The sequence below is a fragment of the Micromonospora coriariae genome (assembly GCF_900091455.1).
GTDB lineage: Bacteria > Actinomycetota > Actinomycetes > Mycobacteriales > Micromonosporaceae > Micromonospora > Micromonospora coriariae.
Window position 1 is genome coordinate 1,032,832 of the sequence record NZ_LT607412.1, and the last position, 13,092, is coordinate 1,045,923.

Here is a 13,092-nt window from a genome sequence, read left to right on the forward strand (position 1 = left end):
GGCGGGGGTGCGGCGCCGGCCGGCGGGAATTCGATGGTGCACGCCGCCCTGCACCCGGCATCATCCCGACATGATCGAGATGACCGTGCTCGCCCCGGACGACTGGCACACCTGGCGCGAGCTGCGGCTCGCCGCCCTCGCCGAGGCGCCGGACGCGTTCGGCTCCCGGCTGGCCGACTGGCAGGGCGACGGCGACCGCGAGGAACGCTGGCGCGGCAGGCTGAGCATCCCCGGCTCGCACAATCTGGTGGCCAGCCTGAACGGGCGGCCGGTCGGGATGGCCAGCGGCGTACCCACGCCGGACCCGCTCGTCGCGGAGCTGATCTCGATGTGGGTGCACCCCGAGGCGCGCGGCCACAAGGTCGGCCACCAACTGGTGGAGGCCGTGGCGGACTGGGCCCGTGCCGGCGGCGCCGACCGGCTGCGCCTCAGCGTCATGCCGGACAACGCGGCGGCCAAGGCCCTCTACCGGCGCACCGGTTTCAGCCGCACCGACGAACTCGGCGACCTCCTGCCCGACGGCGTACGCCGCGAGCAGGTCATGCTCCGCCCGCTCTGAACCACGCGCGGGATCAGACCAGGCAGTTGACGATCTCGGCGACCGAGCGGCGGCGACCGGTGTAGAACGGGACCTCTTCCCGGACGTGCCGGCGGGCGCCGGAGGCGCGCAGGTCACGCATCAGGTCGACGATGCGGTGCAGCTCGTCGGCCTCGAAGGCGAGCATCCACTCGTAGTCGCCCAGCGCGAAGGAAGCGACGGTGTTGGCCCGCACGTCCGGGTAGCCACGGGCCAGCCGGCCGTGCTCGGCAAGCATCTCGCGCCGCTCCGCGTCGGGCAGCAGGTACCACTCGTACGAGCGGACGAACGGGTAGACGCAGATGTAGGGGCGGGCCTCCTCACCGGCCAGGAACGCCGGGATGTGGCTCTTGTTGAACTCCGCCGGCCGGTGCAGCGCCATCTGCGACCAGACCGGGGCCATCGCCCGCCCCAGCGTGGTGCGGCGGAACCGCAGGTACGCGTCCTGGAGCGCGTCACTGGAGGCGGAGTGCCACCAGATCAACACGTCCGCGTCGGCGCGCAGCCCGGATACGTCGTACACGCCCCGGATCACGACGTCCTTGCCGGCCAGCTCCTCGAAGAGGGACTCGACCTCACCTGTGACGTTGTCCCGCAGCGACGGCAGCGGGGCGCTGGCCCGGAACACCGACCACATGGTGTAGCGGATGCTGTCGTTCAGCTCCCGCATTCGGGCCGCGTTGGTCTGCTCGGTCATCTCGCCGATCCTCCCAGTGCTGTGATGATCTCGTCGGCCGCCGTCTCGCCGGAGCGGACGCAGACCGGAATGCCGACGCCGTCGTAGCCGGCGCCGGCAAGGACCAGGGTGGGGTGCGCGGCCCGCAACGCGGTCCGCGCGGCGGCGACCCGGTCGGCATGCCCGGGGGCGTACTGGGGCAGAGCCCCTCCCCATCGCTGCACGTGCCCGTCGACCGGGGCCGGCAGCGGCGCGCCGAGTACCGCCGACAACTCCCGGTGCACAGTGGCCGCCAGGTCGGCGTCCGGGCGCTGGAGCTGCGCCTCGTCGCCGTACCGACCCACCGAGGCGCGGACCAGCGCCAGCCCGTCGGGCCGGCGCAGGTGCCCCCACTTCGTGGTGAAGAAGGTGGACGCCTTGATCAGCAGCCCCTCGGTGCTCGGCACCAGGAAGCCGGACAGTGCGGGCAGCTCGGGCTGCGGCAGCGCCAGGGTGACCAGCGCGACGCTGGCGTAGTCCAGCTCACCGACGCCCGTGGCGGCGGCCGGGGCGGGACCGGCGAGCAGTCGGGCCGCCGGGCGGGCCGGCACCGCCAGCACCACGGCGTCCACGTCGACCAGTTCAGGGTCCCGGGTCGGGCCGACCGTGAGCCGCCAACCGGTGTCGGTCGGGGTCAGTTCGCGGACCGCGGCGTCGCGTCGCACCGTCGCGCCGCTGGCCGTCACCGCCGCCTCGACCAGCGTGCTCAGCCCACCGGCCAGGGTGCCGAAGACCGGGGCGCCGGGAGCGCGGGGCGCGGCGGCCTGCGCCGCCCGGACCGCGCCGGTCAGGGTGTGCTCCACCCGGGCCGCCCGAGCCAGCGCCGGCATGGTGGTGACCAGGGAGAGATCGTCGGCGCGGCCCGCGTACACGCCGCCCAGCATCGGGTCGACCAACCGGTCGACCACCTCGTCACCGAAGCGGGACCGGACCAGCGCGCCCACCGAGACGTCCGCGTCGGGCCCGACAAGCGGCCGGCCGTCGTCGGTGTCGGCGTCCGCGACCGGGCGGGCGACAGTTCGCACCCGGTCCAGATCCCCGGGTACGCCCACCAGGGTGCCGCCCGGGATGGGACGCAGCCCTCCGTCGACCACCAGGGCGGCCTGCCCCACCGTGGGGTGCACGATCTCGTCGACCAACCCGAGCCGGCGGGTCAGCGCCACCGCCGCGGATTCGGCGCCCGTCGGGTCGCGCAGCAGGAACGACTCGGCGCCGAACTCCACCCGCTGGCCGGCCAGTTCCCCGGTGCGCAGCTTGCCGCCCAGCGCGCCGGACTGCTCGTACACCGTGATCTCGGTGCCCGCCGGAGCGCGGTCGCGCAACCGGACCGCAGCCGCCAGCCCGGCGATCCCGCCGCCGACCACCGCCACCCGCCAGGGCTGCCGCATTGCGTGTCAGCCCTGGTCGGCTCGGCGACTGGAGAGCTCATGCACCAGCGCGACCACCCGGGTCAGCACGTCGGGGTCGGTCTCCGGCAGCACCCCGTGGCCGAGGTTGAACACGTGCCCGGGTGCGGCCCTGCCCTGGTCCAGGATCCGGCGCACCTCGGCCTCCACCACCGGCCAGGGCGCGAGCAGTACGCACGGGTCCAGGTTGCCCTGCACCGCCTTGTCCGGGCCGATCCGGCCGGTGGCGACGTCCAGCGGGGTCCGCCAGTCGACGCCGACCACGTCCGCGCCGGCCTCGCCCATCGCGCCGAGCAGCTCGCCGGTGCCCACCCCGAAGTGGATCCGCGGGACCCCGGCGTGCGACTGCTCCGGCTCGGCGCGTCTGTCGCCGCGCCCCGACCCGGAGCAGTCGTCGACCAGCCCGCTCAGCACGGCGGTCGAGTGCGGCAGCACGTAGCGGCGGTAGTCGGCCTCGGAGAGCGTGCCGGCCCACGAGTCGAACAGCTGCACGGCGGACACACCCGCCTCGATCTGCACCCGCAGGAAGGCGAGCGTCACCTCGGCCAGCCGGCCGCAGAGCGCGTGCCACAGCTCCGGATCGCCGTACATCAGGGCCTTGGTCTTCGCGTGGGTCCGCGACGGGCCCCCCTCGACCAGGTAGCTGGCCAGGGTGAACGGGGCGCCCGCGAAACCGATGAGCGGAGTGTCGCCCAGCTCGATCACCAGCTGCCGGACCGCCTCGTCCACGTACCAGACGTCGTCGCGGGTGATCGGGCGGATCCGCTCCACGTCGGCGGCGATGCGGATCGGCTCGGCGACCACCGGGCCGGTGCCCGGCACGATGTCCAGGTCGACCCCGGCCGCGGCGACCGGCACCACGATGTCGCTGAACAGGATCGCCGCGTCCACTCCGTGCCGGCGCACCGGCTGGAGTGTGATCTCGGTGACCAGCTCCGGGCGACGGCAGGACTCCAGCATCGGCACGCTCGCCCGAATCTCCCGGTACTCCGGCAGTGAGCGGCCCGCCTGGCGCATGAACCAGACCGGGGTGTGCGGGCCTGGCCGGCGCCGGCACGCTCGGATGAAGGGCGAGTCGGCCGGCCCTCCGGGTCGCTGTTCTCCGTCTCGGGCGGCAGTGCCCGTGGTGTCCGTGCTCATCGCCGCAATCGTGCCACGGCACCCACCCCCTCCCCGCCTGGGGTGAAAGGAAGAACACTTCCTGCCGCCACCGACCCCTGACACACCCGTGCCGCGAGCCGGGCCGGATGGGACGCCGGGTACGCGTAGCCGAACCGCGGTACGGAAACCGCCGCCGTCCGGGGCGTCGGCGCGCCGTCGAAGCCGGGGGGCCGACGGCGGCATAGGCTGCCTGCATGGCCCCCCCGATCGCGCTCCCGGAGACCTTCGCCCGCGCGGTCGCCGGGCTGCGGTCGGCGGCGCCCCGGCCGGAGATCACGCTGGAGGAGGTCGGTGCCCCCCAGCGGCTGGCCCCGTACGCGTTCGCGCTCTCCGCGACGGTGCTGCGCGACGGCGACGAGGTGGCCACCGGCCGGCTGATCCTGCTGCACGACCCGGTCGGGCATGAGGCGTGGCAGGGCACCCTGCGGCTGGTCACCTACGTGACCGCCGAGCTGGAGGTCGACCTGGCCGCCGACCCGCTGCTGCCCGGGGTCGGCTGGACCTGGCTGACCGACGCGCTGGACGCCCACGACGCCGGCCATCGGGCCATCGGAGGGACTGTCACCCAGACAATGTCCACCCGGTTCGGCGACCTGGCCGGCCCACCCACCGCCGGTGACATCGAGATCCGCGCCTCGTGGACCCCGGTCGACGACGACCTGGTCCCGCACCTGCTCGGCTGGTGCGCGCTGCTCGCCTCCACAGCGGGCCTGCCCCCACCCGGGGTGACCGCCCTGTCCGACCGCCGCCCCGCCACCGCCACCTGAACCACCCGCCACGACCGCCCCGCGGCGTCGATCATGGAGTTGTGGTGGGCGGGACCCCCTCTACTCCATGATCGACGGGAAGCCGGCTGTCAGAGGTAGTTGTCCGCCTCGTCGCAGACCTTGTCCAGGCCCTTCATCGCCGCGTCGTAGGCGCTCTTGTTACCGGCCGCCGCCGCGCCGAGCGCGGTGGTCAGCTTGTCCAGGCAGCTCGCGATGATCTTCTTCTGCCGGGCCTGCTCGTCGCGGTCGTTACGGGTACCGGTCAGGTCCTGCTCGGTGTTGTCGAGCTTCTCCTGCATCGTCTGCAGGTCGGTCTTCAGTTTGCTGATCTCCGTGGAGTTGGCCGCGATGGTGTCGTCGCGCTGACCGACCTGACCGGTGAGGCGCTTCTCCGTCCGGTTCAGCTCGTTGCTCCTGGTCACGAACAGCCCGGTCATCACCCCGCTGACGACGAAGAGCAGCGCGGCCACCAGGGCCAGGACCAGCACCGCACGACCTCGGCCGGACACCGGCGCCATGGGCGGGCCGTACGGCGGCGCCATTCCGGGCGGCGCGGACATCGGCTGGCCGTAGCCGGGGCCGGACACCGGCGGCGCGGAGACCTGTCCGGCGTACGGCGGGGCGCTGGCCGGGTAGCCGGGCGGGACCTGCGGTACGCCGTACTGCGGTGGCACGGGCGGAGCGGCGGCCGCGTACTGCGGCGTGGCCTGGCCCGGGGCGTACTGCTGCTGCGGCGCGGGCTGGCCCGGCGTGTACTGCTGCTGCGGCGCGGGCTGGCCCGGCGTGTACTGCACAGTCGGCTCAGCGCCGGTCGGGTGCGGCACGGTCGGGTGCGGCACGGTCGGGTGCGGCACGGTCGGGTCGGAGTTGGATGGGCCCGCCGGCGGACCGGCGGCGTACGACGCGGTCTGGTCCGTGGCGGACGATTGCGGCGTCGGGGTGGCCGGCGGGAGGCCGTCCGGCCCGGTCGGTGGCTGGGACATCTCTATTCCTCCAGGTGAGCGGGTCCCGCGCCGGCAGCGCGACGGACCGGGTGCGGCGATGGGATTCGCCGGGGCCGAGAACCCGGCCGGATTCGAGGGCGGCCGGCGACGTCCGGGTGGCGCGAGCGGCACGGGCGACGTCGCCGGCCCACCGGGTCAGCAGATCTTGAAACCGTCGCAGGCGACCTTGATCGGTACGGCCAGCCCGATGCCCTCGGCGTCGCGAGCCTTGGCGGTGGCGATGCCCACCACCTGCTTGCTGCCGTTGATCACCGGCCCGCCGGAGTTGCCCGGGTTGATCGGGGCGTCGAACTGGATGGCCGGTCCGGAATTCCCCTGTGCGGTGCGCAGCGCGCTCACGACACCGGTGGTGACGCTGTCCTCCAGGCCGAGCGGAGCGCCGACGACGACGATCTGCTGGCCGGACTTCACCGCGGAAGGGGCGGTGACCAGGCCGGTGAACTTCCCGCTGGTACGCAGCTGCGCCACATCGTTGGCCTTGTCGACCTTGATGATGGTGGCCGGAAAACGCTGGCCGGTGCGCTCCAGGAAGACCTGGCGTCCACCGCCGTCCCAGACCGCCTCGACCACGTGGAAGTTGGTGAACAGGTTCGTCCCGCCACCGTTCGCCGGCTTGCCCACCGCGAACGCCGTGCCGGTGAACTCTCCGGCCCGGACCCGGAACACGCTGGGCAGCACGGCGCTCGCCACCGCCTCCGGGTTGAACGCGGCACCGGCCTGCTTCTCCAGCGTCTCCGCGCGCTTCTCCAGGCCGTCGAGGCGGGTGCCGTCGCCATCCTGGGCCTGCGCCAGTCGCCGGTCGGTGTCGGCGAGCCGGTCGCCGAGCCGGTCGAGCTGGTACGCCTGCACTCCGGCCACCGCGCCCAGCACCACGACGGCGAACGTGGCGAGCAGGGCGGGCCAGCGGCGACGGGCGGGCCGGGCGGGCGGCGGTGGGGCCACGGGGGTCGGCCAGCCGGGCTGCGCCGGCGCACCGGGGTGACCCGCGGTGGCGAACGGCGGGGCGCTGGGCGGTGGATAGCCACCGTTGGGGAGACCCGGTCCCGGGTAGCTCGGTCCCGCCGGCTGGTACGCGGCGGGGGCGCCGTACGCCGCGGCGGTGCCGTGCGGAGCGTGCGGAGAGCCCCACTGGCCGGTGTTGGGTGGGGCGGACCAGCCGGCGCGGGGGGCCGGAACGGTCTGCGACGGATCGGTGCCGCCGGTCGGCCCGGACCAGGTCGGCCCGGCGCCGGGGTGCGGTTCGATGCGTGGCGGCAACGGCCCCGGCCGGTCGGCAGCCGGCGTGGCCCTGCCCACGTCGTCAGGCTCGACGCCCTCCGGTCGCCCGTCCCCCGAACCGAAGCCAACCGCCATGATCGTCTTGCCTTTCCCCGTGGTCTCCCGTGGCCGCGAGCAACCGTTCGTCATCTTCAACGGGGCTCCGGCTCGATGGACCGTACCTGCGTGAACGGGCTTTGTCTCCCCTGATGTCCGGCATCGGAAAGGACACCTTGCGGACACCTGACCGACACACGCCGGACCGGCTGCACCCACCGGATCACCGCGCGCACTAGGGTTGGCAGGTGACCGACGAACCACCCCTGCGCCGTCGGCCCACCGAAGAACTCCAGGGAAACGCACCCCAGCACCCGCCGTCGGCCCAGCCGCAGCCGGCGGGCGACGGGGGCGACCCGACCGACGGTGGGCCCGTTCCGCTGACCGCCCCGCGTGACGGCACCCCCGATCCGGTGGCCACTCCGGCCGATCTCGCCGAGGTCGTGGCGCGTTTCGCCGCGGGCACCGGCCCGGTCGCCCTGGACGCCGAGCGGGCCTCCGGCTACCGCTACAGCCAGCGCGCCTACCTGGTGCAGCTCCGTCGGGCCGGCGCCGGCACAGTGCTGATCGACCCACTCCCGTTGCCCGACCTCAGTGCGCTGGACGCCGTGATCGGTGAGGCCGAGTGGGTGCTCCACGCGGCGAGCCAGGATCTGCCCTGCCTGGCCGAGGTGGGGCTGCGCCCGCGCCGGCTGTTCGACACCGAACTGGCCGCCCGGCTGGCCGGGTTCGAGCGGGTCGGCCTGGCCGCGCTGACCGAGCAGTTGCTCGGGTTCACCCTGGAGAAGCACCACTCGGCGGCCGACTGGTCGAGCCGGCCGCTGCCCGAGTCGTGGCTCACCTACGCCGCCCTGGACGTGGAGCTGCTCACCGACCTGCGCGACGCGCTGGACGCCGAGTTGGCCCGGCAGGGCAAGTCGGCCTGGGCCGCGGAGGAGTTCGCCGCCCTGGTCCGGACCGGGGCCCGCCCACCGCGGGTTCGCGCGGAGCCCTGGCGGCGCACCTCCGGCATCCACCGGGTGCGCGGGGCGCGGGCCCAGGCCCGGGTCCGCTCGATGTGGTATGCCCGGGACCAGATCGCGGCCCGGCGGGACGCCGCGCCCGGCCGGGTGCTGCCCGACTCGGCGATCATCGCCGCTGCCGAGTTGGACCCGAAGGACGAGAAGACCCTGCTGACGCTTCCCGGTTTCGGCGGCCGGTCGGTGCGCCGGCTGGCCCGCACCTGGCTGGCCGCGCTCGACGACGCCCGGCAACTGCCGGATGACGCGCTGCCGGTCACGCCCGCGGTGGAGGGCCCACCTCCACCGCACCGGTGGGCCGAGCGGGACCCGGTGGCGGCCGGTCGGCTGGCCCGCTGCCGGGAGGTGGTGGTCCGTATCGCCAGCAAGCACAACCTGCCCCCGGAGAATCTGATCACCCCGGATTCGGTGCGCCGGCTGGCCTGGACCCCGCCGGAGGAGCTCACCGAGGACGCCGTGGCGGAGACCCTGCGGGGCTTCAACGCCCGCGAGTGGCAGATCGCCCTCCTCACCCCCCACCTGACACCAGCCCTGAATCCGGACCCTCCCACCCCCGAACTCCCCTAACCCCCTGCCCCACCCCTCCTGACCCACCCCCACCGCGGTTGATCATGAAGTTATTGCCGTCCGGCCCGGCGAGTCGTGACAACAACTTCATGATCAACCGGGTGCGACAAGCCGGCGGATGTGGGGTGGGCCACAGTGGGGGGTGCGGACGGGGTTGGTTACTGGCGAGTAGCATCCGGTGGACCTGCCCGTGTCGGCGACCCTCATTCAGTCCGGAGCGCCGCCCGCCGGCGCGAAGGCCGGATCATGGTCGAAAAGGAGGCTCAAGTGCCCCGTGAAGTTCGGGATGTCGTCTTCGTCGACGGCGTCCGTACCCCGTTCGGCAAGGCGGGTGGCATGTACGCCAACACCCGCGCCGACGACCTGGTGATCCGCTGCATCCGTGAACTGCTGCGCCGCAACCCGCAGCTGCCTCCGGAGCGGGTCGAGGAGGTCGCCATCGCGGCCACCACCCAGATCGGTGACCAGGGCCTCACCATCGGGCGGACCGCCGCCCTGCTGGCCGGTCTGCCCAAGACCGTTCCCGGCTTCGCCATCGACCGCATGTGCGCCGGCGCGATGACCGCGGTGACCACGGTCGCCGGTGGCATCGCCATGGGCGCGTACGACATCGCCATCGCCGGCGGCGTCGAGCACATGGGCCGCCACCCGATGGGTGAGGGCGTCGACCCCAACCCGCGCATCATCGCGGAGAAGCTGGTCGACCCGTCCGCGCTGGTCATGGGCGCCACCGCGGAGAACCTGCACGACCTGGTCCCGCACATCACCAAGGCGCGCACCGACGCGTTCGCGCTCGCCTCGCAGCAGAAGACCGCCAAGGCGTACGCCAACGGCAAGCTCCAGGACGACCTGGTGTCGGTGGCCATCCGCGACGCCGAGGGCGGCTGGGGACTGGCCACTGTGGACGAAGCGCCGCGGGACACCTCACTGGAGAAGCTCGCCACCCTGAAGACCCCGTTCCGCCCGCACGGCAAGGTCACCGCGGGCAACGCGGCCGGCCTGAACGACGGCGCCACCGCGAGCCTGCTCGCCGACGAGGCCACCGCCCGCGAGCTGGGCCTGCCGGTCGCCATGCGGCTGGTGTCGTTCGGGTTCGTCGGCGTCGAGCCGGAGGTGATGGGCGTCGGCCCGATCCCGTCGACCGAGAAGGCGCTGCGTATCGCCGGGCTCAGCATCGACGACATCGGCCTGTTCGAGCTGAACGAGGCCTTCGCCGTCCAGGTGCTCGCCTTCCTCGACCACTTCGGCATCGCCGACGACGACCCGCGGGTCAACCCGTGGGGCGGTGCGATCGCCATCGGCCACCCGCTGGCCTCCTCGGGCGTGCGGCTGATGACCCAGCTGGCCCGCCAGTTCGCCGAGCACCCCGAGGTCCGCTACGGCCTCACGGCGATGTGCATCGGCATCGGCATGGGCGGCACCGTCATCTGGGAGAACCCGCACTGGGAAGGAGACAAGTGAGCGCGCTCGCCGCACCGAACGAGGTCGTCACCAGGGCGCTGCTGCGTCAGGTGAACGTACCGGGGCTGGACCGACCCGCCGCCCTGATCACGTTGGACAACGGCTTCGACCACACCAAGCCGAACACCTTCGGCCCGGCCGGGTTGACCAGCCTGGACGAGGCGATCACCGCCGCGCTCGCCGCCGACCCGGCGTTCATCGCGGTCACCGGCAAGCCGTACATCTTCTGCGTGGGCGCGGACATCGTCGGCCTGCCGCAGCTCGCCGACCGCGCGCAGGCGCTGGAAATCGGCCGGCTCGGCCACCGGGTCTTCGCCCGGCTCAAGGACAGCGCGGTGCCCACGTTCGCGTTCGTCAACGGCGCGGCCATGGGTGGCGGCCTGGAGCTGGCGCTGCACTGCCACTACCGGACGCTCTCCGGCGGCGCCGCGGCCCTCGCGCTGCCCGAGGTCTCCCTCGGTCTGGTCCCCGGGTGGGGCGGCACCCAGCTGCTGCCGAACCTGATCGGCATCCCCGCCGCCACCCAGGTGATCATCCAGAACCCGCTCATGCAGAACAAGATGCTCAAGCCGAAGCAGGCCGCCGAGCTGGGCATCGCTGATGTGCTGCTGGAGCCGGCCGACTTCCTGGAGCGGTCCCTGGAGTGGGCCGCCGGCGTGGTGCGGGGCCAGGTCACAGTGACCCGGCCCGCTGTCGACAAGGACATGTGGGCCGGCGTGCTCTACTTCGCCCGGCAGACCCTCGACCAGCGGCTGCACGGCGCGGTTCCGGCCGCGTACAAGGCGCTGGACCTGCTGGAGACGGCGAAGGACGGCGACTTCGCCGCCGGCACCGCCGCCGAGGACGAGGCCCTCGCGGACCTGGTCTTCTCCGAGGAGCTGCGCAGCGGCCTGTACGCCTTCGACCTGGTGCAGCGGCGGGCCAAGCGTCCGGCCGGCGCGCCGGACAAGGGCCTCGCCCGGCCGGTCACCAAGGTCGGCATCGTCGGCGCCGGCCTGATGGCCAGCCAGCTGGCACTGCTGTTCGCCCGCCGCCTCCAGGTGCCGGTCGTGATGACCGACCTGGACCAGTCCCGGGTGGACAAGGGCGTCGGCTACGTGCACACCCAGATCGAGAAGGCCGTCACCAAGGGCCGGATGGACAAGGGCACCGCCGCCAAGCTGTACGGCCTGGTCAGCGGCACTGTCGACAAGAGCGCCTTCGCCGACGCCGACTTCATCATCGAAGCCGTCTTCGAGGACCTGGGCGTCAAGAAGCAGGTCTGGGCCGAGCTGGAGAAGATCGTCTCGCCGGAGGCGGTGCTGGCCACCAACACCAGCTCGCTCTCCATCACGGAGATGGCCGCCGAGCTGGACCACCCGGAGCGGGTGGTCGGCTTCCACTTCTTCAACCCGGTGGCGGTGCTGCCGCTGCTGGAGATCGTCCGGGGTGAGCGGACCGACGACGCCACCCTCGCGACCGCGTTCGCGGTCAGCAAGCAGCTGAAGAAGTCCTCGGTGCTGGTCAAGGACGCCCCCGCGTTCGTGGTGAACCGGCTGCTCACCCGCTTCCTGGGCACCGTCTTCGCCGCTGTCGACGCCGGCACCCCGCTGGACGTGGCGAACAGCGCGCTGGACCCGCTGGGTCTGCCGATGCGCCCGCTGGCCCTGCTCCAGCTGGTCGGGCCGGCCGTCGCGTACCACGTGGGCGGCACCCTGCACGCGGCGTACCCGGACCGGTTCGGCGTCAGCGAGAACCTCAAGCGGATCGCCGACTCGGGCCAGCCCATCGTGGTCGACGACAAGGTCAACGAGGAGGTCGCCAAGCTGCTCGTCGTGGGTGACCAGCCGCTGACCGCCGAGCAGGTACGGCAGAACGCGCTCGACGCGCTCGCCCAGGAGATCCGGCTGATGCTGGACGAGGGCGTGGTCGCTGAGGCGCAGGACATCGACCTGTGCATGATCCTCGGTGCCGGCTGGCCGTTCCACCTGGGCGGCGTCACGCCGTACCTGGACCGGACCGGCACCAGCGAGCGCGTCACCGGCCAGCGGTTCCTGCCGCGCGGGGCGGCGAGCCTGCCCGCCTGACCGTTCGCGGTACCACCGTCGCGGTGGTCGGGCCGTTCCTCGTGGACGGGCCGGCCACCGCGTTCGCGTCTGGCCCCGGCCGCAGCGGAGACGGGAGCACCGGCTGCGGACAGCGCACTGCCGCGAGTGGGCAGCGTGCGGGCTCGTCACCGGGTTAGGATCACCCGCTTTGCTACCCGATCTTGGAGCTGACTGATGTCCCAGCCGCCGGTCGACCCCTACGGACCGCCGCACGGTTCCTATCCCCCGCCGCAGCAGCCCGGCCAGCCGGTGCCGCCGCAGCCCGGCGGCCAGCCGGGCTTCCCACCCGCACCGCAGGGCTTCCCGCCGCCGCAGCAGCAGGGCTTCCCGGCCGCACCGCAGGGCTTCCCGCACGTGCAGCAGGGTCAGCCGTGGGGCGACCCGAGCATGGTTGGCGGCCCGCCGCCGGCGAAGAAGTCGAAGGTCGGCCGGATCGTGCTGATCGTGCTGGCCGTGGTGCTGGTGCTCTGCCTCGGCGGCGCGGCGATCACCTGGCTCGCGGTCAAGGACGAGGTGGGCGAGGTCGTCGACGCCACCAACACGCGGGTGGTCGCGCCGACCACCCTCGCCGGCCGGCCGAAGATCGACGACCCGGAGCTGCAGAAGCTCTCCGACGATCTGGTCGCCGAGATGAAGTCGACGGTGCAGAACGAGACCAGCGCCGTCGGCGCCTTCTACGGCGACCCGGCCGAGGAGGACCTCGTCATGATCGCCGGCACGTCCGGCCTGATGGCGGACCCGAAGAAGGAGTTGGACACCGCGGTGACCGGGCTCTCCACCGAACTCGGGGTGGCCACGATGGCAGCCGTCGAGCCCGGTCCGCTCGGTGGCGAGGCGCGCTGCGGCGACGGCACGACCGACGGTGTGCCGCTGGGCGTCTGCGTCTGGGCCGACAAGGGCAGCGTGGGCCTCGTGGTGATGTTCTTCAAGTCCGGCGCGGAGGCGAAGGCCGAGTTCGCCACCATCCGGGGCCAGGTCGAGCAGCGCTCCTGAGCCGTACGGACCGACCGGGCC

11 protein-coding genes are annotated in these 13,092 nt (G+C 73.2%); 6 read left to right on the plus strand and 5 right to left on the minus strand.

Annotation, left to right across the window (positions count from 1 at the left end; all coding sequences use genetic code 11):
- Window positions 1-70 precede the first annotated feature (70 nt).
- Window positions 71-559 carry a GNAT family N-acetyltransferase gene (locus tag GA0070607_RS04785; RefSeq protein ID WP_089017077.1) on the plus strand — a complete coding sequence of 163 codons (489 nt, stop codon included), beginning with the start codon at window positions 71-73 and terminating at the stop codon, window positions 557-559.
- A gap of 13 nt (window positions 560-572) precedes the next feature.
- Here the strand turns inward: GA0070607_RS04785 and hemQ are convergent, their stop codons facing one another.
- From hemQ to hemE, 3 genes are read right to left on the minus strand one after another with little or no spacing between them, the layout of a single operon-like run.
- Window positions 573-1,274 carry a hydrogen peroxide-dependent heme synthase gene (gene hemQ, locus GA0070607_RS04790; RefSeq protein WP_089017078.1) on the minus strand — a complete coding sequence of 234 codons (702 nt, stop codon included), beginning with the start codon at window positions 1,272-1,274 and terminating at the stop codon, window positions 573-575.
- Window positions 1,271-2,680 carry a protoporphyrinogen oxidase gene (gene hemG, locus GA0070607_RS04795; protein ID WP_089017079.1) on the minus strand — a complete coding sequence of 470 codons (1,410 nt, stop codon included), beginning with the start codon at window positions 2,678-2,680 and terminating at the stop codon, window positions 1,271-1,273. The genes hemQ and hemG overlap by 4 nt, the downstream gene beginning before the upstream one ends.
- Before the next feature lie 6 nt (window positions 2,681-2,686).
- Window positions 2,687-3,838 carry a uroporphyrinogen decarboxylase gene (hemE, locus tag GA0070607_RS04800; protein ID WP_089017080.1) on the minus strand — a complete coding sequence of 384 codons (1,152 nt, stop codon included), beginning with the start codon at window positions 3,836-3,838 and terminating at the stop codon, window positions 2,687-2,689.
- Between the two features lie 215 nt (window positions 3,839-4,053).
- Here hemE and GA0070607_RS04805 point away from each other — a divergent pair, with 215 nt between their 5' ends.
- Window positions 4,054-4,626, plus strand: coding sequence for a DUF3000 domain-containing protein (locus GA0070607_RS04805; RefSeq protein ID WP_089017081.1), 573 nt, complete (start codon window positions 4,054-4,056; stop codon window positions 4,624-4,626).
- Between the two features lie 89 nt (window positions 4,627-4,715).
- Here GA0070607_RS04805 and GA0070607_RS04810 read toward each other — a convergent pair whose 3' ends face one another.
- Complete coding sequence (locus tag GA0070607_RS04810) at window positions 4,716-5,609, minus strand: hypothetical protein (protein ID WP_089017082.1); 894 nt, start codon at window positions 5,607-5,609, stop codon at window positions 4,716-4,718.
- A 156-nt stretch (window positions 5,610-5,765) separates the two neighbouring features.
- Window positions 5,766-6,983, minus strand: a complete 1,218-nt coding sequence (locus tag GA0070607_RS04815) for a S1C family serine protease (protein ID WP_089017083.1) — start codon at window positions 6,981-6,983, stop codon at window positions 5,766-5,768.
- Window positions 6,984-7,192: 209 nt separating this feature from the next.
- On the opposite strand from GA0070607_RS04815, the gene GA0070607_RS04820 reads away from it, so the two are divergent.
- From GA0070607_RS04820 to GA0070607_RS04835, 4 genes are all read left to right on the plus strand, one after another.
- Entirely contained in the window at window positions 7,193-8,530 is a 1,338-nt protein-coding gene (locus tag GA0070607_RS04820; RefSeq protein WP_089017084.1) for a ribonuclease D, read from the plus strand.
- Between the two features lie 267 nt (window positions 8,531-8,797).
- Entirely contained in the window at window positions 8,798-9,991 is a 1,194-nt protein-coding gene (locus tag GA0070607_RS04825; protein WP_089017085.1) for a thiolase family protein, read from the plus strand.
- Window positions 9,988-12,057 carry a 3-hydroxyacyl-CoA dehydrogenase NAD-binding domain-containing protein gene (locus GA0070607_RS04830; RefSeq protein WP_089017086.1) on the plus strand — a complete coding sequence of 690 codons (2,070 nt, stop codon included), beginning with the start codon at window positions 9,988-9,990 and terminating at the stop codon, window positions 12,055-12,057. The genes GA0070607_RS04825 and GA0070607_RS04830 overlap by 4 nt, the downstream gene beginning before the upstream one ends.
- Window positions 12,058-12,252: 195 nt before the next feature.
- The gene (locus GA0070607_RS04835; RefSeq protein ID WP_089017087.1) at window positions 12,253-13,071 is read left to right on the plus strand and encodes a hypothetical protein; all 819 of its coding nucleotides are present in this window, start codon (window positions 12,253-12,255) and stop codon (window positions 13,069-13,071) included.
- The last annotated feature ends 21 nt before the right edge of the window (window positions 13,072-13,092 follow it).

Coding starts and splice junctions, on each gene's coding strand:
- hemG (WP_089017079.1), bottom strand. CDS start 2,680: ATGCGGCAGCCCTGGCGGGTGGCGGTGGTCGGCGGCGGGATCGCCGGG.
- GA0070607_RS04815 (WP_089017083.1), bottom strand. CDS start 6,983: ATGGCGGTTGGCTTCGGTTCGGGGGACGGGCGACCGGAGGGCGTCGAG.
- GA0070607_RS04805 (WP_089017081.1), top strand. CDS start 4,054: ATGGCCCCCCCGATCGCGCTCCCGGAGACCTTCGCCCGCGCGGTCGCC.
- hemE (WP_089017080.1), bottom strand. CDS start 3,838: ATGAGCACGGACACCACGGGCACTGCCGCCCGAGACGGAGAACAGCGA.
- GA0070607_RS04785 (WP_089017077.1), top strand. CDS start 71: ATGATCGAGATGACCGTGCTCGCCCCGGACGACTGGCACACCTGGCGC.
- hemQ (WP_089017078.1), bottom strand. CDS start 1,274: ATGACCGAGCAGACCAACGCGGCCCGAATGCGGGAGCTGAACGACAGC.
- GA0070607_RS04835 (WP_089017087.1), top strand. CDS start 12,253: ATGTCCCAGCCGCCGGTCGACCCCTACGGACCGCCGCACGGTTCCTAT.
- GA0070607_RS04810 (WP_089017082.1), bottom strand. CDS start 5,609: ATGTCCCAGCCACCGACCGGGCCGGACGGCCTCCCGCCGGCCACCCCG.